The sequence below is a fragment of the Shewanella sp. CAL98-MNA-CIBAN-0140 genome, assembly GCF_040309905.1.
In the GTDB taxonomy this organism is placed as follows: Bacteria; Pseudomonadota; Gammaproteobacteria; order Enterobacterales; family Shewanellaceae; genus Shewanella; species Shewanella psychromarinicola.
In genome coordinates this window covers 1-22,749 of record NZ_JBEOPI010000017.1, presented here as the reverse complement: position 1 = coordinate 22,749, position 22,749 = coordinate 1, and the positions used below count along the sequence as shown (strand labels likewise).

Genomic DNA, 22,749 nt, shown 5'->3' with positions numbered 1-22,749 from the left:
CATTTTAGATCGCATTATCTGTTTAGCGCATATTATATGTGTAGATTATATCGTGTGCTTCATGACGTTATTCTACTAAACAAAAAAGGCCTTGTAGGCCTTTTTTGTTGTCGTGCAATACCATGATTGCTTTTACACTTTAAACTCGCGTACAGAGGCTTGTAGCTCTTCAGCAAGCACAGCAACTTGGTGACTCGATTGTGCTGTTTGGTCTGCTCCCGTCGATGTCTCTTCAGAAATCGCAGCAATGTGCTCGAGTTTTTCTGAGACTTGTTGGCTAACAATATTTTGCTCTTGTGCCGCTTGAGCAATATGGTTACCTGAATCGTAGGCTTTGTGAACAGACTTACTGATAGTTTCTAAGGCAATATTAGATTGCTCGTTCTTTTCAACACAGCTGTTAGCTTGGCCTCGACTCTGTTCCATTACTGCCACAGCTTCTTGAGTGCCGACTTGCAACACTTCAATCATTTGTTGAATTTCACTGGTTGAATGCTGGGTACGCGACGCCAAGTTACGCACTTCATCAGCAACAACAGCAAAACCTCGCCCTTGTTCGCCGGCCCTAGCGGCCTCAATCGCGGCGTTCAGGGCAAGTAAGTTCGTTTGGTCAGCAATACTACGAATGACATCTAAAATCGAACCAATAGAAGCACTATCGGAATGCACTTTGTTGATGACAATACCGGCTTTAGCGACTTCTTCAGCAAGCGCGAGAATGGTGTTTTTGCTTTCTTCTGCAAGCACACGCATGTGCTGAGCTTCCTGGTCGGCTTGTTTTATTTCATTGAGTGCTTGGTCTGCACTCATTGACACCTGTTGTGCACTTGAGCTCAGCTCTGTGGTTGCCGCCGCGACTTGATCAACTTGGCTTTTTTGCTCTTGAATACCAATGGTTGTCTGCGAGGTAATTGCAGAGGTTTCTTCAGCCGCAGCCGCTAATTGGTTTGAGCGATCAACAATTCCAACAATAAGACTGCGGAGACTGTCGACTAACCTGTTGCAGTTTTTGGCTAATTCTGCGAATTCATCGTGTCCCGTGTCATCCAATTTATGGGTTAAATCACCTGATGCCAGAACATTCAGGGCTTTATTGACTTTTTCTAACGAGCGGGTTAATGGTTTTACCACTGCAATACTGACAATAATGGCGACAATGATGGCGATTAATACCACTAATAAGGTTTTAATGGTTGCTGAATCGATAATTTCAATGGCTGCGTTACTGATCTCCATGGCAAAGTTATCGATTGATTTAGCGAGCACTGTCATTCTTTTATTGACTGTTTTTGCTGCACTTTGAGTGTTAGTAAGCATTTTAGCGGCAGCAAAATCATGATTTAGTTGCTTTTGTTTCAATGCCTGAATCGAATCTGCTCCATTCAGTAATTTAAGCACTTTCGCTGATTCAGTGGTGAGATCTTCTAAGGTTGAATTATTTACAATACCGTTACCTTGACGATTAATGTAGTCAAGTTTAGCCTTAGCTTCACTGGTTAAGTAATCCAACTCTTTGATGATAAGGTCATATTTGCTTTGTTCAGTAGCGGCCACAAGGTCATAAATAGTGGTGATCATATTGATAAAAGTACTGTCAATGGCGCTTGCTGTGGCAGCGAGGCTTTTCTCGGTATCGTTTTCACTGGTTTCAAGGTCAATGATATCCAGTAATATCGATGATGCATCGTCAGCGGAATTTTCGAAATTACTGCGTAGACTAAGTAATTGCTCTTGTTGACTTAGCGCTCTTTCACGCTCTGCGATCATGTTTACGGCACTTTTTTCATAAGCGCGGTAGCTTTTAGTGAGACCTATCAGAGGTGTTGTCAGTTGTGACTGGGATTTAACTAAGGTGTTTAGACGAGTCAGATCGGATTCAAATGTGTTATCTAAGTTGGTTAGCTTTTTCTCTATCGCTGGAATTTTCGATGAATGAGTACTGTAATAAGCAAATAGTGCTTCAATTTGCTGGGTGCTTAGGTTCTCACTTAAAATACTCGTGGTTTCAAGTGCAGGTAAACTGATAGTTTTAAGAATCGTCGTGCCATCTTTAATACTATTGTTACTCAGCATGTTCACACCACCGAGGACCATCAGTAACAGCGTCACCACAGTAAAACCGCCAATGACTCTGGTCGCTACATTTATTTTCATACAGTACTCCGGCTATTATTATTATTATTTGATGCTGATTTTTATCTTGTAAGTGCGATCGTATATTAGAATATCGAATTTATTAAAGGGTGGTTGTATCGATGGTAATGTAATAAACGCTACAGTTAACTATCGGCTAAATGCTACTTTAGTTTAACGTTAAATTAACTTTTTTTGAGTGATTTTTTCATTTTTTTCAAGATGCCATAAGGTTAAGTGTTCTCCCCAGCAGCAGCCAGTATCTAATGCGAGAATGCGCGCATTATTAGTCTGGCCCATTAAAGCAGCCCAATGACCGAAGACTAGGGTGTATTGTGGTACTGTTTTTGATGGGAGTTCAAACCATGGACGTAATTGGGCTGAGTGTTGTTCGCTTGGCGGTGATTTACACTTAAAATCAAGATGACCATCGAGGTGCAAAAATCTCATCCGAGTTAATGCATTAATACCGTAACGTAGTCTGTCGATACCGGTTAATGTGGGGGACCACTGTTCTGCATCGTTGGTATACATTTGGGCAATTAATGCGGTTAAATAATCGTCTTGCTGCAATGCTAAGCTAACTTGCTTTGCTTCATGTTTAAGGGTTGCTATATCCCACTGAGGAGGCACGCCGGCATGGGTCATGATGATATTATGTTCGGGCAAGGTTCTGACTAACGGTTGTTGGCGGATCCAATTAACCAAACCATCAATATCGGGTGCATTGAGTAACGCTTCAAGATGATCTTGTGGATTGGCTCGCTTTAATTTTCCGTGCAGAGCCAATAAATGTAGATCATGATTACCGAGCACCACTTTAGCAGAGTCTTGTAATGACTGGAAAAAACGCAGAGTGTCTAACGATTCAGTCCCTCTGGCAATAAGATCGCCCACTGCCCAAAGTTGATCTTTGGATGGATTAAACGCTACTTTTTGGAGTAATAGTTGTAATTCGGAATTACAGCCCTGAACATCGCCAACAAAATAATGGGCCATGAGTTATTGAAGTATCCCCGGGACAGCAAGGCGAAAAGGTGGGATTGTCGCTAAAAAACGCTCTCCTTTATGATCTTCCATACCATAAAATCCTTGCATAAAGCCCACTGGCGTCTCCATCACTGTACCACTGGTATATTGGTAAGCAGTATTAGGCGCAATAGTGGGTGTTTCTCCGACTACACCAGGGCCTTTTACTTCATTCTGTTTGCCGTCAGCATTGGTGATAATCCAATGACGGTCTTTCAGGGTCACTTTGTTATCACCTAGATTGATGATGGTAATGGTATAGCTAAAAAGATATTTATTATCAGCGACATCTGATTGTTGCTCTAAATATTGGGTGTCGATTTTAATTTTAATAGGCGATTTAACTTGGCTCATATTACATCCTAAAGCGAAAGGGCATGCTCTTTATGCATACCCTTATGATTAATCTTTTTTGTCACACAGCATATTAGCCATTGCCACATATTGCGGGACACTAATTTGCTCTGGACGCAAACTCGAATCAACTTGAAGTGTTACAAAATCCTCGTCTGATAGTAATGTTTTCAAATTATTACGCAACGTCTTTCGACGCATATTAAATGCTGTCGTGACTAAGTGCCTTAATACGTGGACATCTTTACACGGCCAAGGTTTGACTTCAAAAGGCAATAATCTAATCACTGCAGAGTCAACTTTGGGCGCCGGGGTAAAGCTTTCCGGTGGCACTTCTAATACGGGTACCACTTGGCAATAATATTGTGCCATTACGGTTAAACGTCCATAAGCTTTAGTGCCAGGGCTCGCCGATAAGCGCAAGACCACTTCTTTTTGCAACATAAAATGCATGGTTTCTATTTGTTCAGCAAACTCAAACAAATGAAACATAAGTGGTGTTGAAATATTGTAAGGCAGATTGCCAAACACTTTCATTTTTTTGCCAGCTTGTTGCAACTGACCAAAATCAAACTGTAACGCATCACCTTGGTGAATGGTTAGCTTGTCTTTAAGTATTGGATGATATTGTAAGCGTTTAACTAAGTCGCGATCTAATTCAACCACGGTTAAGTTATCAATCATATCTGCAACAGGCTCAGTTAAGGCGCCTAGGCCTGGTCCAATTTCAACCATAACATGATTATTATCTGGAGCAATAGCGCCTACGATACTGCTAATCACGCCTTGGTCGGTTAAGAAGTTCTGTCCAAAACGCTTTCTGGCCGTGTGGCCTAAATGTACTTTATTACTCATTAAAATGGGTTACTTACTTTTTGAGGCCAATTCGATGGCTTTGTTTAATGCACAGGTAAAACTGCCGCAATCTGCTTTACCACTTCCAGCCAACTCGAGCGCGGTGCCATGATCGACTGAGGTGCGAACATAAGGTAAACCTAAGGTGATATTGACCGACTTACCAAATCCTAATGATTTAAGCACAGGTAATCCTTGGTCATGATACATGGCCAATACGACGTCAGCTTGTTCAAGATACTTAGGTTGAAATAAGGTATCTGCTGGCAACGGGCCAACAATATCCATGCCTTGTTCTCGTAACTCATTGAGCGCCGGTATGATGGTATCAATTTCTTCACGACCTAAGTGACCGTCTTCTCCTGCATGTGGATTGAGCCCACAGACATAAATTTTAGGTGAGCCTAAACCAAATTTGCTGACTAATTCGCGGTGCAAAATAGTAATAATATGATGCAATCGGTCGCGAGTAATCGCTTTTGCAACGTAGGCCAGTGGAATGTGAGTGGTCATTAGCGCCACTTGTAGACCAGGCGCGGCCAACATCATCACCACATCAGCACAGTTGGCTTGCAGTGCAAAATACTCAGTATGACCACTAAACGGGATACCCGCTTGGTTAATAATCCCTTTATGTACGGGACCGGTTACGACGGCGTCGAATTCATTCGACATATTTTTTTCACCGGCATAACGCAAGGTTTCTACTACATAGGCACTGTTTGCTTCATTCAACACACCACACTTAGCCTCTTCGGCTAATGTAAAAGGAGCAATGGTTAATGTTCCTGCCGTTTGTGGTTTCGGTGGCTGCGATGGTTGATAAGGCCTGAGTTGTAAAGGCAGTCCAAGCATTTTAGCTCGTGTGATGAGTAAATTGGGATCGGCACAGACAACTAGCTCAACAGGCCAGGCCTGTTGAGCGAGTTTGATGACTAAGTCGGGACCAATACTTGCTGGTTCACCTGGGGTGATGGCAATACGTTTAGTCATTAATTTTGCTTAGCCTCGTTTGCTTGCTGGCTCAACGATTTCGATATACGCTTCAGAACGCATTTCGTCTAACCAGGTTTGTAACTCTTCATTAAACTTACGACGGAAGATTAATTGATGAGCACGGTTGCTGTTAAATTGCTCTGTTGCATCGGTTGTACGACGCGATTCAAGTTGAACAATATGCCAGCCGTGCGTTGAACGGAATGGCTCACTGAATTGACCTTCTTGAAGACTCGAAAGGGTTTGAGAGAACTCTTGCACATACATGCTTGGGTCTGCCCAACCTAATTCGCCACCTTTAGCAGCAGAACCAGGATCTTCTGAATACTGACTGGCTAATTTAGCAAAATCAGCGTCACCAGAACGAACTTGAGTTAAAAAGTTGGCCAACATTGCTTTAGCACGATCTTCCGATAGGATTGGCGATGGCTTGAGTAGAATGTGGCGTGATTTTACTTCCTCAACTTCTTGGGTTTGCAAACCACGAGTGTCTACTACTTTAATAATATGAAAGCCGGAACCCGATTTAATCGGACCAATAATGTCGCCTTTTTTTGCGGTATTAATAACTTCTGCAAACAAGGTCGGCATTTCGTTAATGTTCATAAAGTCCCATATGCCGCCTTCTAATGCTTTAGGACCTGATGAAGACGCGATAGCTGTGCTACGGAAATCCTCTCCACCATTTAAACGTTTAAGCACGATATCTGCACGACTGCTAGCACTTTCGAGTTGTTCACTGGTTGGGCTACTTGGCACTTCAATCAGAATGTGACCAATTTGGAACTCAACATCTTTTAAGCCTTGTTCTTGAATTAATTTAACTAAGCCGCTAATTTCTTGTGGCGACACTTGAATACGGCGTTGCACTTGGATACGCTGAATTTCACCTAGGGTGACTTCTTGACGTAACTGTTCGCGATATTGGCTAAAGCTGGTGCCTTCACTTTCAATCGATTGTTGCATTTGTGCAACGGTCATTTTTTGTTCTTTAGCGATATTGGCAATGGTTTGGTCTAATTGCAAATCACCAATTTGTAAGCCGATACGTTCAGCCATTTGCATTTGCAAATGGGTTAAAATAAGGCGTTCAATAACTTGAGTGCGTAAAGCATCATCAGAGGGTAATGTTTGTTTCGCTGCTTTAGCATTGGCTTTAACAGTCGTAACCATGTTGGTTATTTCACTTTCAAGAATGATACCATCATTAATTTGTACTGATACGCGATCTAATGGCATTGGTGCTGCAACACTGGTATGGCTCACAGCCAGTGCTAGTAATGCAAAAATTATTTTTTTACTGTGTTTCATCCACAAAATCCTTGGCACATTCGATTCAATATAAACTGGCGATACATCGCCAAAATAAGGTTACTACTTCATACACAACAGCGTGTTTGTTGTTATTGGACTATGAGTTTATCGCTAGGTTCAGCAATCTATCACAAAAGAATGCTAATTCCTCAAGTAAAGTGGTTTACGGTAGTTAAATAAGCCTTCATTTAACATGTCGTCGACCCCTAACGGACCCGATCCCCCTAAGCCTTTAATGACAAAGTTCAGGTAAACACCGCTTTCAAACTCCTCACGTCCGTCAATGGTTTCTGATAAATCATCATCGTAGTTGGTTTTGATACGATAATGATAACTCAGACGCAATGCCCAGCAACATGATTCGTATTGCACGCCAGTGTAAGTTTCAATACTACGAGATTCATTGAGGTCGTAATAGTAGTTACCCACAAAATATAAGTTGTCACTAATGGGCCACGATGCACGCACACCAGCCTGCGAAATATCTACTTGGTCATTGGTGTTGGTATTGAGCAAGTCGGGTACATAACGATAACTTAGTTGCAATAATCTGTCATTACTTGGACGATAATCTAAGGTGACTTCATTCTTTTTATTTTTACCCGTTTCAGTATCGTGCTGAACCGAACCACTGACAAACCAATCTTTGTATAACTGGGCATCTAATTCAGCTGCCAAGACCGACGTTGACTGAGTGGCTTCTTCGTAGGTATTTTCAATGCTGACTTTTGAGTTTTCTAAATAGATGATTTGACCCACGCTAAACTTAAGTTTTTCGCGGTTAGTTTGATCAAACAAACGAGTGGTGAAACCTAAGGTAAACTGGTTGGCATCTGCCACGCGGTCTAAACCTGAATATTGGCGATCGCGGAATAAACCATAATAGTCTTCTTGCAATTGTGCGGTGTCATAAATACCAATATTGGATTGATCTTCATAGCCGACATAAAGATATTGGATCTGGGGTTCGAGCGTTTGACGGTATTGCTCGTCAAACAGTTGTGTTGCCCGCTCAAAATTGACCTGACCATGTAAACGCGCTTGTGGAATCGTGCGGCTTATACTGTCGTCTAATGTTGAGTCGTCGTCGATATTTTGTTGCCAATACTGAGTTTGCAGTAATTTAACTTCACTGGTAAACGAGCCTGCAGGTCCTTGAATTGGCCAAATTAAGCTGGGCACTAAGTGTAAGCGGGTTGCTGTATTGTTCTCGTTATCTTGATGTCGAAAATTGGTCAGTTCAGAATTAAACCTGAAGTCGATAGAATTAATAATGTCTGCAGAACGATAGTTAAAGTTTAACTGTGGCATCACTTGATACGGTTTTTCATCTTCGCCAAGTACTTTAATGTCTTGTACTCGCATGTTGAAGTCCCAGTCACGTTCAAAATAACTGGCTTCACCAATACGTGATAACTGGTTGTCGGTTGACTGATTGACGTCGGAATTTAAATCGTTGAAATAATTATTATCAGATACATCTGTATAATTTGCTCTTACCCGCCAATTGTCATTCACCGCACCTTGATGACTCCAGTGGTAAAGGTAACGATTTGCGTTATTAGTGAGCTTATTATCACTGCCTAAATATTCAAAATTAACTTGGCCATTCTGACGTTCACCCGCCAAATATCTGAATTCAGTTTTGCTGTATAAACCACGAGATGACATATAGTCTGGCGTAAACGTTAAATCAAATTCTGGCGCGATATTCCAATAATACGGGGTACTAACTTCTACACCGTTAGTGGTACTGGTACTAAAGCTTGGGAATAGAAAGCCTGATTTACGTTTATCTGATACTGGGATCGTCATATACGGAATGTATAACACTGGGATGTTGGCAATACGCAGTTTGGCATTCCAAATTTCGCCCCATTCTTCTTCGCTATCAATTTTGATCATTTCAGCTTCGAGTAACCATGATTCATCACCGGGAGGGCAGGTAGTGAAGTTAGTTTTTGTCAGCAATAGATTATTGTCTGAAGTGATCTGAAGCTTTTCTGCGTCACCATGCACTTGTTGTCCATGTAACCAATATTGAGCGCCTTTCAGAGTGGCATTATTGGCGCTCATTTGTGCTTCTAATGAATTAGCGGTGACGGTAAATAACTCATCTTTAAATATAAGGTTACCGTTTGCATTTAAACGTTGCTGCTTTTGATCCAGCACGGCATTGTCAGCGGCAATATGACGACCTCCTTGGCTGAAACTCACATCACCCGAAAACTCTGCCTGGTTATTGTAAGCGACGGTGGATTGATCGCTAATGATAACAATCTGATCGTCTGAGATGCCAGTTAATGCTGCGCGGTCTTCGAATGAACGAGAAACCGGAGGAACTACAACGCATTGCAACGCAGGCGCTGGTGTCGTTGTTGGCTCATCAGCCAACACGATATTTGGGAGTAGGCATAATGCCAGAAAATAACGGATCTGCATTGTTGTCAATAATTTATGAATTCTGATGCTGGAAAAGTTTTGGAGAGAAAAGATACTCAGCTAAATGAAACATTCCATTCTTTAGCTGTTTCCAAATGTTATGCTGGCTATAATAAAGCAATTTTTAGTTAAGAGCCATTGAGATGATTTTATCTGATCCAAGATTTATCGCGTTAAGTGACTGGTTAAACCAATATTTCGGCGATGGAGTTGCCATTAACTTGATCTGTGGTGATGCCAGTTTTCGACGCTATTTTCGTATTCATCATCAAGATAACCATTATATTGTCTCTGATTCGCCCATCGATTTAGTGCCCATCGCCCCTTTTGTTGCAATAGCAAAGGCCTACCAACGCGTTGGGCTACTGGTACCCGAAGTGCTTGCAACCTGCGATGAGTATGGTTTTGTTTTGCAAACTGATGTGGGTGAGTTACAACTATTGTCGGTGCTCAATAAAGACAATGTAGCCGACTATTATCAGCAGGCATTAAATTTACTCCCGGTGATTGCGACTGTGACCGATACCGAAAATGGACCGTTAGCAGATTACGATGGTGCATTTGTGGCGAGAGAGTTAGCTATTTTTGTTGATTGGCTATTAAACAAACATTTAGATTACGTATTGACGGACAATGAGCAAAAAATGGTGACGTCAACGTTTAGTGCGTTGACCCAAAATGTGCTTGCACAACCCAAAGTGGGGATGCACCGTGACTACCATAGCCGTAATTTACTGATAAATGATCATGCATTAGCGGTTATCGACTTTCAAGATGCGGTGCATGGGCCGGTGACTTATGATGCGGTATCATTGCTGCGCGATTGTTACGTGCGTTGGCCAGACGATATTATTGATCACTTGATGAGGTATCACTATCAACTTGCAATAGATCATAAATTGATGGCTAAAGAGGTTAAGTTTTCAACCTATAAACAATGGTTTGATTTAATGGGCTTACAGCGCCACATTAAAGCGGCAGGTATTTTTGCGCGTTTATACCATCGTGATGGCAAAGACGGTTATCTAGCTGATATTCCATTAACCTTACAGTATATAGCCGATATTGGGATGCAATACCCACAAATTGCTGATTTTGGCGTATGGATTAAAAAGGTGATTTTACCGTTAGTAAACCATAAGATCATCAATGAGGCGGTAAGCGAAGCATGAAAGCGATGATTTTAGCTGCGGGACGTGGGGAGCGTTTACGACCATTAACCGACTCGTTACCTAAGCCGTTAGTGAGTGTTGCGGGTAAACCCTTAATTGAATATCACTTAGAAAAATTGGCGTTAATCGGTGTGACCGACGTGGTAATTAATCAAGCTTGGTTAGGGTATAAGTTACCTGAAATGTTAGGCGATGGGAGTCGTTGGGGACTGCAGATTAGCTACAGTGAAGAAACCACGGCTTTAGAAACCGCCGGTGGCATAAAGCAAGCATTACCTTTGTTGGGTGACGAGCCTTTTTTAGTGATCAATGGTGATATTTTTATCGATCACTTGCCCGATATGACCGCGGCTTATCAGCGAGTGAGCCAAGGTGATGCCTTGGGCTATTTATGGTTAGTCGACAATCCAGACCACCATCCGGTAGGCGATTTTTCGATTGCTGCGCAAGGGCAATTAACCTTGCAGGATGAACAAAGGTTAACATTTGCTGGACTGGGGATTTATCATCCTCAATTATTTAGTGCATTGCCTCAAGGTAAGCATGCTTTGGGACCGTTATTGAAACAGTCGATTACCCAACAGCGGATCTATGGTGAATATTTTAATGCTTATTGGTGTGACGTAGGAACACTCGAGCGGCTTGAACAGTTACAAACACGTTTAGTCTCTTTGTTGTTGCCTTAAGTTAGGTCAAATGATGGGCGCACAGTGGCGTAATTATTTTAAATATAGTGGAAGAAAAAATGCGAATTTGGGGTAAAATTTTTGGGTTTATCATTGGGTTTATGTTTGGGCGTTTTTTCGGGGCAATATTAGGGTTATGGTTAGGTCATGCTTTTGATAAACGCCAAGGATTTAAGTCGTTAATTCGTAAAGGTAGTGAACGTCAGGCGATGTTTTTTAATTCCACCTTTGCGGTTATGGGTCATGTAGCCAAAGCCTCTGGGAGGGTGACCGAAACTGATGTTCGCATTGCGACTCTGTTAATGGATCAAATGAAGCTGTCTGGGCAATCACGTGTCGATGCGCAAACCGCTTTTCGTCAAGGTCGCCAAGCGGATTTTGATTTACTCAAGCAGCTAGAACTGTTTCGACAAGCCACACAAGGCCGGGTTGAGTTGGCGCAGATGTTTTTGGAAATCCAAATTCAAACTGCTTTGACTGATGGTGAATTACATGCAAATGAAAAACAAATATTGTCAGTGATTGCCGCTAAACTTGGTCTTGGTGCACAACTTGATGCCTTACTGGCTCGTTGGCAAGCAGAGTTTAGCCATCATCAGGCGCCGCAAGGTAATAAAATTTCGCTGATTGATGCCTATTTGTTACTCGGGGTAAAAGAATCTGCTAGCGATCAAGATATTAAACGAACCTACCGAAAATTGATGAATGAACATCATCCTGACAAGCTTGTGGCAAAAGGGTTACCAGCTGAAATGATGGAGTTGGCTAAAACCAAAGCTCAAGATATTCAAGTCGCTTACGAACGCATAAAAACCTCGCGTGGAATGCGTTAATTTTACACTGAGAGTAGACCAAGCAAAGGACTGAAGTACGTGATGAAAATAGTGGTATTAGATGGTTATACACTTAACTCAGGTGATTTGAGTTGGCAGGCGCTTGAAGCGCTAGGCCAGTGTGATATTTACGATCATACAACACTCGATCAGGTGGTTAATCGCTGTCACGAAGCAGATATAGTACTGACCAACAAAACCCTGTTAAGCGCAGAGACCTTAAAACAACTGCCCAGGTTAACCTACATCGGTGTGCTCGCGACCGGCACCAATGTGGTCGATGTTGAGGCGGCGACAGAGCAGGGTATTAGCGTTACCAATATTCCTGCCTATGGTCCAGATGCTGTGGCACAAATGGTATTTGCGCATATTTTGCATCATCATCAACAGGTGGCGTTACACAATCAAGCTGTTAAAGCTGGAGAGTGGGCTGCTAATAGAGATTTTTGTTTTACCTTAAGCCCATTAACCTCGCTAAAAGGCCTAACCTTAGGTGTTGTCGGTTATGGCGATATTGGCCAACAAGTGGCAACATTAGGCGTGGCGTTTGGCATGAAGGTGTTGATCACCAGTGCCAAACCTAAAACCGCTTTACCCAAGGGCGTTCACTGGTGTGAACTGGAGACGTTATTAACCCAAGCCAATATTGTGTCACTGCATTGTCCACTTAATCCATTAACCAAACACATGATGAATAAATCCAGTTTAGCTTTACTTCCATCCGGTTGTTTACTGATTAATACTGCCCGTGGTGATTTAATTAATGAAGCAGATTTGGCCCAATGGTTAAATGACCATAATGGCTTTGCCGGAGTCGACGTATTATCGACTGAGCCACCGAGTGCGAGTAATCCACTACTCAGTGCCGCCAATATTAGCATCACGCCGCATATTGCATGGGCGACATTACAAGCCAGACAAAATCTACTCAATATTGCCATTGAGAATGTGCGCCATTTTCAGCAAGGTAAAATGTTGAATATAATCAATGGCTAAAGTAGTCGATAACAATGAGTGCTCTTAGCCACTCGCATTCTTAGCAACGAGCACTAATCACGGTCGCTTAAACTCTCATTTAGAACGGAGTTCTGCACATGTCACTATGGAAAGTCCTGTTTGATTTTGTCGATAAAGAGCGCACCAGGTTTGATAACGTGCGTCATGATACCCATGCGCTGCAATTTGAAATTGAAGCCAACATTCATTTTTTTGTTGATGGCGTAGCGCAAGCTGTTAGCACCGCAGACATTATTAACGGCCTAGAAACCAAAGCGTTTGAACATGCGATGCTGTCGGGATTACATATTCGCCAGGGTAAGTTAGCGTCGCGCACCATTGAGGGTTATAAAGAGTTTGATAAGTATTTAGGTGAGCCAAGTGATGTGCTGGTTAAAAATCTGTACCTGAAAATAACGCTGCTGCAAAAACTGATTAACGCAGGTAAGCTTGATCAAGATCGTAAGCTTAAAGCACTGTTTCGTTTACTGATGTTAGTCCACTTTCATTTAGCCAATAAACCACTACCTAAACCACGGCCTAAAGCAACAAACTAAACCGCAGATAATCTGCGGCTTAGTTTGTTGTTAATTAACTTTAGTTTGATCCAGTTCACTCCAGCTTTGCTTAAAACAATACCTTAATCTTACTGGCAACCGTTTTGGCTTTTTCGATGGCTTCTTCAACCGTGTTGTCTCTGGCTAACGCTACCCCTAAACGACGGCGTCCATTAATGTCTGGTTTACCAAATAAACGCAGTTGAGTATCAACAGGCGCGAGTGCTTCAGCCATGCCTTGGTAACGGATATTGGTTGATGTGCCTTCAGCCAGAATAACCGCAGAGGCGCTGGGACCGTGTTGCACAATATTGCTGATGGGTAAGCCTAAAATGGCGCGCACATGTAAGGAAAACTCTGACAAATCCTGACTGATTAAGGTGACTAAACCGGTATCATGTGGTCTGGGTGACACTTCAGAAAAATACACCTCATCACCTTTAATAAATAGCTCTACACCAAACAGTCCATATCCACCTAAGGCTTCAACAACTCGCTGACTCATGGCTTGGGCTTTGTGCAATACCTTCGCGGGCATGGCTTGTGGTTGCCAAGATTCACGGTAATCACCGTCTTCTTGCCGATGACCAATCGGGTCACAAAAGTGGATGCCATTGACCGCACTGATGGTCAGTAAGGTGATTTCATAGTCAAAAGGAATAAAGGCTTCAACAATCACCCGACCTTGACCTGCTCGGCCACCTTCTTGAGCATAAGCCCACGCCGGTTGAATTTGCTTTGCCGTCTTAATCACACTTTGGCCTTTACCCGATGAACTCATCACAGGTTTAACCACACAAGGCATTCCAATGGTGGCAACAGCTTGTTCAAATTCATCTTGGTTGTCGCAAAAAAAGTAAGCTGATGTGGGCACGGCTAATGTTTCTGCCGCCAAGCGTCGAATGCCTTCGCGATCCATGGTTAGTTGGGTCGCCTTTGCTGTCGGCACCACCCGCAAGCCTTGTTGCTCCAGTTCCAATAACGTTTTAGTCGCAATCGCTTCGATTTCAGGGATCACCAAGTCAGGCTGCTCGAGTTCAATAACCGTTTTGAGTGCATCGGCATCGAGCATGTTGATCACATGAAAACGATGAGCAATTTGCATGGCTGGTGCATTCGGGTAGCGGTCGACCCCAATCACCTCAATGCCGTAACGTTGTAATTCTATGGCGACTTCTTTACCGAGTTCGCCACAGCCTAACAACATCGCTTTGATTGTGCCTGGGGTGTTTGCTGTGCCAAAAGTCGTTGGGGTTGCTATGGTCATGTGCGGCCTTACTAAATAGGATATATTTTTATATGAAGAACAGTGTAACGAGATATGGTGTTATAAATCCAACAGAAAAAGCATTGTTTAGCTAAACCAAGGGGGATAAGGCGATAAAATGTGAGCGATGATTGTGTTTTATGGCGATAAGTAGGTGTTTGTATGCTTGAAATAAATGCTCTGCATGTGATAAAAAATAGCTGAATAAGCCAACATCATTGACTACATCGCTGATGTTGGCTGTGCCATTGGAATCGATTGCTCAGGGCGATATTAGTTAACCAACAGCTCTGCTGCAGTTAAAATCAATTCAGGAGCCGGGCGAACTTTATAGTTGGGATTAACATATTGAAAATGGATTAAGCCGGTTTTGTCTGCCACGTATACCGCAGGCACAGGCAACACCAAGCGTTTATCACCTTGTGGCGTGGTAAACAGGGTATTGTCGACATTCAGCTTAGCTTGGTAAGTCTGGGTGGTTTTTTCACTGGTGTAATACGCCAAACCAAAAGCTTGTGAAGCGGCCATTGATGCATCGGACAGCAGTAAATAATCCAGTTTTTTAGTCGTTATCGAGGCGCGCATTTTTTCTGGGGTGTCGGGTGAAATCCCCACCAACTGAAAACCTAGCTCAATGAGTTTAGGTTCAATGGCTTTGAGCTGACCCATTTGCGAATTACAAAATGGACACCAGCCGCCACGATAAAAGAAAAAGACCGTGGGTTTTTGGGCTACCAATTGACTCAGATCAACCGCTTTTCCATCAACATCTTGCAGTGTAATTGCCGGAATTTGATGACCATTAAGCAGGGGGATTACATGATTTTCGTCACTGGCAATGGGTTTAGCCACACTGGCTAAACTGGCTAAACTGGTTAGGGTCAGTGCGGTAGCGATAAGTAGCGTTTTTAGCATAGTAAGTCCTTGTGAAGTGATGTCCCAACAACAATAGACCATAGCATAAACAAAATAATTTCATCCAAACACAAAAAAGGCGCCTAAGCGCCTAGTTGATTAAATAGCGTGATGCTATTTAATCTTTTTGTATTTTACCGTGCTACTGGCTTTACCGACTTTAACCCGACGTCCATCCATGTTTTTCTCGGCAATCATCTGCTCGCCCACGTTATCGCTACGTTGTTGCTTTTTAGCAAAGCTACGGCGTTGTTCAATTTGCTTAAGCAATACCTCACGGCTGCCGACTTCGTAACCTGGCACTGTGACCCGGCGGATTTTCTGGCCGATTAATTTTTCAATGTCCGCTAAGGTGCGTTCTTCTTCGCGGCTCACAAATGAAATGGCAACACCGGTTTTACCCGCACGACCAGTACGGCCAATACGGTGGACATAATCTTCGGCTAAAAACGGTAAATCGTAGTTAACAACATATTCTAGATTTTGGATGTCGAGTCCGCGAGCAGCCACTTCGGTGGCGACTAATACGCGAATTTTACCTTCAACAAATTCACGCAGTGCACGACGACGGCTACCTTGGGCTTTCTCGCCATGAACCACACCAGAAACAATCCCGTCTAAGTTTAGCTCTTTCACTAATTTATCTGCCGCATCACGCGTCGCGGTGAACACTAAGACACGTTGCCAATTTTTAGTGCCAATTAACTCAGATAATAATTCATGTTTACGACGTTGCTCAACCGGATACACCACTTGGCTAACGGTGTCCGCCGTGGTGTTTTGCTTATCAGCGGCAATAATTTTAGGCTTATTAAGCATCTCATTGGCTAACTTTTTCACTTCAGTAGAGAAGGTCGCAGAAAACAACATGTTTTGGCGCTTTTTGTTTACCGCTTGGATAATTTTTTTAATATCAGCACTAAAGCCCATATCTAGCATGCGATCAGCTTCATCCAGGACTAAAAATTCAACGTTAGATAAACTTAAGTTACAGGCCACAATGTGTTCAAGTAAACGCCCTGGGGTAGCCACAATCACGTCAGCACCACGTTTAAGTTTCTGTGATTGAGAGTCCATTTTAACGCCACCGTAAATGGTTAATACCGTTACGTTAAGGTATTTACTGTAGGCGCTAATATTGTCGGCAACCTGCGCAGCAAGCTCACGGGTTGGCGTTAGAATTAAGGTGCGAGTGTTAGACGGTAGCGTCTCTTTGGGGGTGTCACACATTTTTTGTAAAATAGGCAATGCAAACGCCGCCGTTTTACCGGTACCGGTTTGGGCGCTGGCTAACACATCTTCACCACGACGGATCGCAGGGATCGCTTGTTGTTGAACGGGTGTCATAGCTTGATAACCGCACTCAGCGATCGCGCGTAGTAATTCTGGGGCGAAGCTAAAAGATTCAAATTTCATGGTGCAGTTCCTGTATGTACATCAAAACAAAGCGATTGATATGCGATTCAGTCAACATCAGTTAACAAAAAGTGTTCGCAAATTAATCTGGAATTTTATGGTTTAGAGCCCTATCTAATGGTCGATTCTATGCTTAATTTAGCGTGATTAACATCTTAGGATAGTTGAAAAACGTTAAGCCTGAATTAAGCGCCAATTTTGTGCCATAGATAAGCGGCCGCGGAGTATAACAAACTTTTGTATAAATCCTGAACTTTATCTGTGTCTGGCGCTAAGATTTTTTAGGCGATATCGTTCTAACGGAAATGACTCGATGGCAACGACATTGAGGTGTCGTGTTCTAGCAAAATCCGCGAACATGCTTTTTGACATTGAACTGCAGCCAGTACCCGTAGCAAATGTGCCGTGTCTAGTGATCCAAGCGCTTACCAAGGTAGCAATTTTTGCCTATTTCAACTGACAATTTTGGGCATCTTAGTGGTTTTTCTATCTTCATATTCGGTTCATATTTAGATTTAAATTCACATTCAGCTTAAATACTGGCCATCCGTTATCAATGATTTAGCCGACACTCATTATGATACTTAACGAGATGGTCGATGTTCATCGCGGCCTAGACCCTCTTGGCTTGGTTAACAAGATATCTCCGATCCAAGCATCGTCCTTTGTCGCGTGATAGCGCAAGACATAAAAGTGGCTGTCCGCTAAAGGATTTTATTGATTAAAGCAGAAAAAATCACCGAGAAACACCTAGCCCTCTTTTTCGTTATAATGCTCTACCCGTTATATACCCGTATTTAAAAGGTATTAAAAAGATCATGGATATCAAAGGAAACTGCATCTCATCAATAAACGATGAGCACGGCCCAATTTATGTTTACCAAACAAGGACCAGCCGGATCCTCAGCTTTGATGGGAAAATCTATCAAAGTAGTATGAAACTAAAAGACATTAATGGATTAGCTCTGGGCTACACTCAGGCCATGATGGCGGGTTTATTGTTTATCCCCACAGTAAAAACTGCCACGATTATGGGGCTGGGCGCCGGCTCAATGGCAAAAAACCTACTCAGTAGTTTCTCCGAGTTGCAGGTCCATGCGGTCGAATATCGTGCAGCCGTGGCCAAGACTGCAACAGAATATTTTTACTTACCCGACACGGATCGCCTGTGTATTCATATAGATGATGCGGTGAACTACATGAAACACACCGACATAAAAAGCGATATTATCTTTTCAGATCTCTACAACGCTAAGGGCATGGAACCGAAGCAAGTACAACAATCCTACTTGCGTGATTGTAAACAGGCACTGAACCAACAAGGTGTCCTCGTGCTTAATATCTGGCATACGACAGTTAACTTACGAGAAGAGTTAGATGAATTACTCGCGGGCGTATTTGACAACCAACTACTCAGTTTCGAAGTCGATAGTGGAAACACGATTGTTCTTGCATTCAAAAATGACATTCCCGCGCTAAAAGAACAAGATCTACTGGCTAAAGGTCAATGGTTGCAACAGGAAATGAACATTCCGATGGAACCTTATGCCAAATTACTGTTAGAGACACAAGATTTTTGCGAAGAGTGATGCGGATAGCTATTTTTACTGGCTACGTTATTAAGATATATCTTTGGTTTTATGATTGCTAGAAAGGGTGAATGCCTCCTATTGGTCAAGGCAATGGTTTGCTTATGGGCCTTAGCGCTTTTGCTGTCTAGCTAACACTATAGTGTATTCATTGTGACGCTGGCGCTTTAAAAGCAAGGGGATTGCCCTGACATGGATAAGTGAAGCGGGCTTAGATGTGGGCTTAGATGTGGGCTTAGATGTGGACTTAGATGTGGACTTAGATGTGGACTTAGATGTGGACTTAGATATGGACTTAGATGTGGACTTAGATATGGACTTAGATGTGGGCCTAGATGTGGACTTAGATGTATCGCTGCGCCGCGATGAATTCCGTAACCCCTGCGCCTATTATGGTCAAACGCCCATATTGCTAGCGGCCAGCTATCACCTAGCACCTGCTGAAGATGAAAGTCGCTACGGTAGGTAACTAGAAAGTATCTCGTCTTTCTAGGCCTTGACCGTATTCCGCCGCTAATAAAAAGGCCAGCCTCTATGGCTGGCCTCACTATTGAGTCTATTATCGGGTTAAATTGCCCAACCACCTAGATAGAACGCGACTAAACCGAGTGTAATGGCGATGACGCCAAGTCGCAGTTTACGCCACTCGCCGCTGCATATGCGGCCAATCACTAAGGTAACAAACCCAAGCATAATCCCAGTGACGATATTACAGCTTAAAATGATAAATACTGCGCAGGTTAGGCCTGCCATCGCATCCACTTTATCGTCAAAATCAAGCTTAGTGACGTTGCTTAGCATCAGTAATCCAACATACATAAGCGCTGGCGCGGTCGCATAAGCCGGCACTAAATAGCTTAACGGCGCTAAAAACATCATCATCAAAAACAGCAAGCCAACTATGGTAGCGGTCAGGCCCGTTTTGCCACCTGCAGCGGTTCCTGCAGCGGATTCAATATAAACGGCCGCAGGGGCACCGCCGACTAGGCCAGCAACAATACTGCTGACAGAATCTGATGTCAGTGCTTTACCACCACCCACAATATTGTCATTTTCATCAAGAAGTTCCGCTTGGCCTGCCACCGCTCGAATCGTGCCAGTGGCATCAAATATTGCGGTCATCACCAACGCCAACACAATCGGCAGTACCACTGGATTCAGTGCGCCCATAATATCGAGCTGGCCAATCAGTGATGTTTCCGACATCAAGTCAGGCAATGCAAATAAGCCTTGATATGTCACGTTCGGATCAAATATTAACCCAAAGACAGAGAGTCCGACAATCACCAGCAATATGCCACCTGGCATGCCTCGGCGCTCAAGCCCAATCGTCATAGCAAGGCCAATTATTGTTGCGATAACCGGTAAGCTATTAATATCACCAAGCTGTACGGGTAAACCGGCATCGTTGGAGACAATTAATTTCACGCTATTGGTCGCAATAAGCAGTAAAAACAAACCAATACCAATACCCGTACCGTGAGCGATACCGGTTGGCAAGTTCGTCAGTACCCACTGACGAATACCCGTGACACTCACAAAGGTAAATACGACACCCATAAGGAAAATAGCGCCAAGGGTGACAGGAATGGATATACCTTGGCCCAGCACCATACTAAATGCCGTAAAGGCCGTGAGTGATATTGCACACCCTATGGCCATCGGCAAATTAGCCCATAGCCCCATGAGTAACGAACCAAAAGCGGCAATTAAGCAAGTCGCGATAAATACCGCAGCAGGGTCAAACCCTGCAGTGCCAAGCATGTTAGGCACTACAATTACCGAATAAACCATAGCCAAAAACGTCGTTAAGCCGGCAATGACTTCACGTTTTAAGGTACTTCCACGGGCAGAAATATTGAAATAGCTATCCAAAAATGGATCAGAAGCAGCAGTCGAGTTAGAGAGAGTCTGTTCAGACTTCATAGATATTATACCTTTTGATCTCTTAAATATGAGTTAACCAATGATCATTCATTGGCGACACAGCTATGGCAGGTAGAGCCCCAATCGAGATAGACTTAGGTGAGAGATCCACTTGGCGCTTATGGCGTTAGTGACCTGCGAGTATTGTGGTAAACAAATTTGTTATCCACATGTCTGGTAAAATTTACTCTTACCAACATAGCTTTTGTTGGCGCGGAGTTTACAACAATCGACCATAAGGAAACAGGAAGCAGTTAACAATTTTTGTTACATAGATAAAACAACGCCCATAAACACACAAAAGTAACCGGCTGTTTTACCTGCCGCATCATAAAATGACTCACTGCAGTGACAACCACTCTCCAGTATGTATTGCCAATAACTTATCAGCGGCCTTAGTCCGGCAACTCAATGCCGATATGAAGGCATAACAGTGTTTGCCGCGAGTGGGCAAATTAACTCGCTGTAGTCGATTATCGAGGTCGAACATCGTTAGCTATTATTGCTGTGTATCCGTGAAGACGTGACAGTGAAGCGTTGTGGCCCAAAGTATTTTTAAGCTATGGCCTGCGGCCACTAACGTCGTGGCGCTTCACCCACACCAGACCAAGAGGAAACCAACGGCTGTTCCCTCTTGGAACTCCCAGCCGCCCCGCAACATTTTCAAACAGCGAATAAGGTCGCCATGGGGATTAATCCAGCTTTGGACTTCATTTGTATGCTGCTTCGGACTTATTCGAAAATGCTAACGCTTCCGATGGTACATCCTGTACCTCGAAAGCTAGCCTGACATCCATGTCAGGACTCACACTATTTTCTTCAACGTCCTCAAGTTCAGAGTTGAATCAGCCGTTTTAAAGTCAGTATTTTGGGTGATGAGATGGACGCTCCCTAATACGGCGTCAATGCGCCAAACTGATGTTGAACCATACAGTTACTTAAGGAGCGTCCACCATGAAAGTTACCACTATTGCGATTGATTTGGCAAAAAATGTTTTCCAAGTTTTAGGAATGGATAGCCATGCAAAGCAAGTCTTCAATAAACGTTTAAATCGCACTCAACTGATTGAGTTTATGTTGCAACAACCCCATTGCGATGTGGTCTTTGAGGCTTGTTATTCATCCCATTACTGGGGGCGTAAGTTTCTCGCTATGGGGCATAACGTTAAACTCATTCCTGCCCAACATGTCACCCCGTTCGTGCGAGGCTGTAAAAATGACAACAATGACACAATGGCGATTTTTGAAGCCAGCTTTAGGCCAAACATTCGTTTCGTGCCAGTGAAAACCGAAGAGCAGCAAGAAATATTGATGTTACACCGAGTCAGAGAACGTTTAGTGAAGGAGAAAACGGCCTGCACTAATCAAATTCGGGGTGTATTAGTCGATTTTGGGATTTGCTTTGCCCAAGGCTATAAAACATTTGAAGTTGCTATGTGGGACATCATTAACGATGCGTCACAACGCCCTATCATTAAGTTGATGGCTAATGATTTCTGGGATGAATATCAAAGTGTTAATACTCGTTTAGACAGAATTAATACCTTGATAAAAAAACTTGTCGAGCGTGACCCTAATGGCAAAATTTTATTAAGCATTCCTGGTGTAGGGCCCATTATCGCGTCAGCGTTTGTTGCATCAATTGGCAAAGGTCAGGCGTTTAATACTGCTAAAGAACTGGGTGTGTGGCTGGGGTTAACCCCCAAGCAATTTGCCTCAGGCCATCGAAGTGTTAATGGCAGTATTACCAAACGTGGCAACGGCTATTTACGCAAACAGCTTATTCATGGAGCCAGAACCGTCGTCAGCCATGCGAGTAAAAAACAAGATGATTTAAACCTCTGGATAACGCAGCTAAGAAGCCGAAAAAGCATCTGCAGTACGGTGGTTGCCACGGCTCATAGACTCGCCAGACTGATATGGATTTTATTACAAAAACAAGTGCCTTATGCTCCGCAATATGCAGCAAATCAAGGTGTAAACCATGGTACTTGTTAACACTGTTGTCGCTATCTTGCAGAGCTCGGTCTGGCCAAGGACTCCGAGTCCGACTGGGTGATAAGAGCCGCAAGATAGCACATTAAATACTCACCGGGGTTGTTGTGAACGATGAAGAAATGGCTCATACCAATCCGCATTAGACTTTACCCATATTGGCCCAGTCTCGTGTGCACAAACTTTTTACCCTGTCCTTACACTGAATAAACGTATTCCAAGCGCGGCAACACTGTTCAACGATATCGTCATAACCTTCAAAACACCTATTTGC

The 22,749-nt window shown here is 43.2% G+C and carries 19 protein-coding genes and 1 pseudogene; 8 read left to right on the top strand and 12 right to left on the bottom strand.

What is annotated here, in order from left to right; all coding sequences use genetic code 11:
- Positions 1 to 132 precede the first annotated feature (132 nt).
- The 7 genes from AAEY93_RS10465 to lptD form a co-directional block, all read right to left on the bottom strand.
- Positions 133 to 2,154: a methyl-accepting chemotaxis protein gene (locus AAEY93_RS10465; protein ID WP_351076732.1), complete on the bottom strand. Its 2,022-nt coding sequence runs from the start codon at positions 2,152 to 2,154 to the stop codon at positions 133 to 135.
- 159 nt (positions 2,155 to 2,313) lie between these two features.
- A complete protein-coding gene (locus AAEY93_RS10460) occupies positions 2,314 to 3,132 on the bottom strand; it encodes a symmetrical bis(5'-nucleosyl)-tetraphosphatase (RefSeq protein ID WP_351076729.1) in 819 nt (272 codons plus the stop codon).
- A 3-nt stretch (positions 3,133 to 3,135) separates the two neighbouring features.
- The gene (gene apaG, locus AAEY93_RS10455) at positions 3,136 to 3,516 is read right to left on the bottom strand and encodes a Co2+/Mg2+ efflux facilitator ApaG/CorD (protein WP_101034402.1); all 381 of its coding nucleotides are present in this window, start codon (positions 3,514 to 3,516) and stop codon (positions 3,136 to 3,138) included.
- A 48-nt stretch (positions 3,517 to 3,564) separates the two neighbouring features.
- Positions 3,565 to 4,371, bottom strand: a complete 807-nt coding sequence (gene rsmA, locus AAEY93_RS10450) for a 16S rRNA (adenine(1518)-N(6)/adenine(1519)-N(6))-dimethyltransferase RsmA (RefSeq protein WP_101034403.1) — start codon at positions 4,369 to 4,371, stop codon at positions 3,565 to 3,567.
- Between the two features lie 9 nt (positions 4,372 to 4,380).
- Complete coding sequence (gene pdxA / locus AAEY93_RS10445; RefSeq protein WP_101034404.1) at positions 4,381 to 5,364, bottom strand: 4-hydroxythreonine-4-phosphate dehydrogenase PdxA; 984 nt, start codon at positions 5,362 to 5,364, stop codon at positions 4,381 to 4,383.
- A 9-nt stretch (positions 5,365 to 5,373) separates the two neighbouring features.
- Positions 5,374 to 6,678, bottom strand: a complete 1,305-nt coding sequence (gene surA / locus AAEY93_RS10440; RefSeq protein ID WP_124012330.1) for a peptidylprolyl isomerase SurA — start codon at positions 6,676 to 6,678, stop codon at positions 5,374 to 5,376.
- A gap of 144 nt (positions 6,679 to 6,822) precedes the next feature.
- Positions 6,823 to 9,123 carry an LPS assembly protein LptD gene (gene lptD, locus AAEY93_RS10435; RefSeq protein WP_351076722.1) on the bottom strand — a complete coding sequence of 767 codons (2,301 nt, stop codon included), beginning with the start codon at positions 9,121 to 9,123 and terminating at the stop codon, positions 6,823 to 6,825.
- Between the two features lie 143 nt (positions 9,124 to 9,266).
- Between lptD and AAEY93_RS10430 the strand changes: the two genes are divergently transcribed.
- The 5 genes from AAEY93_RS10430 to AAEY93_RS10410 all read left to right on the top strand — a co-directional run bounded on the left by AAEY93_RS10430 (position 9,267) and on the right by AAEY93_RS10410 (position 13,367).
- Complete coding sequence (locus AAEY93_RS10430) at positions 9,267 to 10,295, top strand: aminoglycoside phosphotransferase family protein (protein WP_101034407.1); 1,029 nt, start codon at positions 9,267 to 9,269, stop codon at positions 10,293 to 10,295.
- On the top strand, positions 10,292 to 10,981 hold the full coding sequence (gene murU, locus AAEY93_RS10425) for an N-acetylmuramate alpha-1-phosphate uridylyltransferase MurU (protein ID WP_101034408.1): 690 nt from the start codon (positions 10,292 to 10,294) through the stop codon (positions 10,979 to 10,981). Before AAEY93_RS10430 ends, murU begins: the two co-directional genes overlap by 4 nt.
- Before the next feature lie 59 nt (positions 10,982 to 11,040).
- Entirely contained in the window at positions 11,041 to 11,814 is a 774-nt protein-coding gene (gene djlA, locus AAEY93_RS10420; protein WP_101034409.1) for a co-chaperone DjlA, read from the top strand.
- Positions 11,815 to 11,856: 42 nt separating this feature from the next.
- On the top strand, positions 11,857 to 12,810 hold the full coding sequence (locus AAEY93_RS10415) for a D-2-hydroxyacid dehydrogenase (RefSeq protein WP_351076823.1): 954 nt from the start codon (positions 11,857 to 11,859) through the stop codon (positions 12,808 to 12,810).
- Positions 12,811 to 12,908: 98 nt separating this feature from the next.
- Complete coding sequence (locus tag AAEY93_RS10410; RefSeq protein ID WP_101034411.1) at positions 12,909 to 13,367, top strand: hypothetical protein; 459 nt, start codon at positions 12,909 to 12,911, stop codon at positions 13,365 to 13,367.
- A gap of 70 nt (positions 13,368 to 13,437) precedes the next feature.
- On the opposite strand, the gene purT is transcribed toward AAEY93_RS10410, so the two are convergent.
- The 3 genes from purT to AAEY93_RS10395 all read right to left on the bottom strand — a co-directional run bounded on the left by purT (position 13,438) and on the right by AAEY93_RS10395 (position 16,965).
- On the bottom strand, positions 13,438 to 14,634 hold the full coding sequence (gene purT, locus AAEY93_RS10405; protein WP_101034412.1) for a formate-dependent phosphoribosylglycinamide formyltransferase: 1,197 nt from the start codon (positions 14,632 to 14,634) through the stop codon (positions 13,438 to 13,440).
- Between the two features lie 273 nt (positions 14,635 to 14,907).
- Positions 14,908 to 15,549, bottom strand: coding sequence for a peroxiredoxin-like family protein (locus AAEY93_RS10400; RefSeq protein WP_335689332.1), 642 nt, complete (start codon positions 15,547 to 15,549; stop codon positions 14,908 to 14,910).
- Between the two features lie 114 nt (positions 15,550 to 15,663).
- Complete coding sequence (locus AAEY93_RS10395; RefSeq protein ID WP_101034414.1) at positions 15,664 to 16,965, bottom strand: DEAD/DEAH box helicase; 1,302 nt, start codon at positions 16,963 to 16,965, stop codon at positions 15,664 to 15,666.
- Positions 16,966 to 17,783: 818 nt separating this feature from the next.
- Between AAEY93_RS10395 and AAEY93_RS10390 the strand changes: the two genes are divergently transcribed.
- Both AAEY93_RS10390 and AAEY93_RS10385 read left to right on the top strand, forming a co-directional pair.
- Entirely contained in the window at positions 17,784 to 18,554 is a 771-nt protein-coding gene (locus tag AAEY93_RS10390; RefSeq protein WP_101034415.1) for a spermidine synthase, read from the top strand.
- Positions 18,555 to 18,771: 217 nt separating this feature from the next.
- On the top strand, positions 18,772 to 19,023 hold the full coding sequence (locus tag AAEY93_RS10385; protein ID WP_351076714.1) for a hypothetical protein: 252 nt from the start codon (positions 18,772 to 18,774) through the stop codon (positions 19,021 to 19,023).
- Positions 19,024 to 19,121: 98 nt separating this feature from the next.
- Here AAEY93_RS10385 and AAEY93_RS10380 read toward each other — a convergent pair whose 3' ends face one another.
- Complete coding sequence (locus tag AAEY93_RS10380) at positions 19,122 to 20,480, bottom strand: NCS2 family permease (protein ID WP_124012323.1); 1,359 nt, start codon at positions 20,478 to 20,480, stop codon at positions 19,122 to 19,124.
- A 954-nt stretch (positions 20,481 to 21,434) separates the two neighbouring features.
- Here AAEY93_RS10380 and AAEY93_RS10375 point away from each other — a divergent pair.
- The gene (locus AAEY93_RS10375) at positions 21,435 to 22,478 is read left to right on the top strand and encodes an IS110 family RNA-guided transposase (protein WP_351076710.1); all 1,044 of its coding nucleotides are present in this window, start codon (positions 21,435 to 21,437) and stop codon (positions 22,476 to 22,478) included.
- Positions 22,479 to 22,617: 139 nt separating this feature from the next.
- Here the strand turns inward: AAEY93_RS10375 and AAEY93_RS10370 are convergent.
- Positions 22,618 to 22,749, bottom strand: a pseudogene (locus tag AAEY93_RS10370) (IS630 family transposase); the annotation flags it as partial.

Excerpts from the sequence above, each read along its gene's own strand:
- AAEY93_RS10465 (WP_351076732.1), bottom strand. The coding sequence starts at position 2,154 with ATGAAAATAAATGTAGCGACCAGAGTCATTGGCGGTTTTACTGTGGTG.
- AAEY93_RS10460 (WP_351076729.1), bottom strand. The coding sequence starts at position 3,132 with ATGGCCCATTATTTTGTTGGCGATGTTCAGGGCTGTAATTCCGAATTA.
- apaG (WP_101034402.1), bottom strand. The coding sequence starts at position 3,516 with ATGAGCCAAGTTAAATCGCCTATTAAAATTAAAATCGACACCCAATAT.
- rsmA (WP_101034403.1), bottom strand. The coding sequence starts at position 4,371 with ATGAGTAATAAAGTACATTTAGGCCACACGGCCAGAAAGCGTTTTGGA.
- pdxA (WP_101034404.1), bottom strand. The coding sequence starts at position 5,364 with ATGACTAAACGTATTGCCATCACCCCAGGTGAACCAGCAAGTATTGGT.
- surA (WP_124012330.1), bottom strand. The coding sequence starts at position 6,678 with ATGAAACACAGTAAAAAAATAATTTTTGCATTACTAGCACTGGCTGTG.
- lptD (WP_351076722.1), bottom strand. The coding sequence starts at position 9,123 with ATGCAGATCCGTTATTTTCTGGCATTATGCCTACTCCCAAATATCGTG.
- AAEY93_RS10430 (WP_101034407.1), top strand. The coding sequence starts at position 9,267 with ATGATTTTATCTGATCCAAGATTTATCGCGTTAAGTGACTGGTTAAAC.
- murU (WP_101034408.1), top strand. The coding sequence starts at position 10,292 with ATGAAAGCGATGATTTTAGCTGCGGGACGTGGGGAGCGTTTACGACCA.
- djlA (WP_101034409.1), top strand. The coding sequence starts at position 11,041 with ATGCGAATTTGGGGTAAAATTTTTGGGTTTATCATTGGGTTTATGTTT.
- AAEY93_RS10415 (WP_351076823.1), top strand. The coding sequence starts at position 11,857 with ATGAAAATAGTGGTATTAGATGGTTATACACTTAACTCAGGTGATTTG.
- AAEY93_RS10410 (WP_101034411.1), top strand. The coding sequence starts at position 12,909 with ATGTCACTATGGAAAGTCCTGTTTGATTTTGTCGATAAAGAGCGCACC.
- purT (WP_101034412.1), bottom strand. The coding sequence starts at position 14,634 with ATGACCATAGCAACCCCAACGACTTTTGGCACAGCAAACACCCCAGGC.
- AAEY93_RS10400 (WP_335689332.1), bottom strand. The coding sequence starts at position 15,549 with ATGCTAAAAACGCTACTTATCGCTACCGCACTGACCCTAACCAGTTTA.
- AAEY93_RS10395 (WP_101034414.1), bottom strand. The coding sequence starts at position 16,965 with ATGAAATTTGAATCTTTTAGCTTCGCCCCAGAATTACTACGCGCGATC.
- AAEY93_RS10390 (WP_101034415.1), top strand. The coding sequence starts at position 17,784 with ATGGATATCAAAGGAAACTGCATCTCATCAATAAACGATGAGCACGGC.
- AAEY93_RS10380 (WP_124012323.1), bottom strand. The coding sequence starts at position 20,480 with ATGAAGTCTGAACAGACTCTCTCTAACTCGACTGCTGCTTCTGATCCA.
- AAEY93_RS10375 (WP_351076710.1), top strand. The coding sequence starts at position 21,435 with ATGAAAGTTACCACTATTGCGATTGATTTGGCAAAAAATGTTTTCCAA.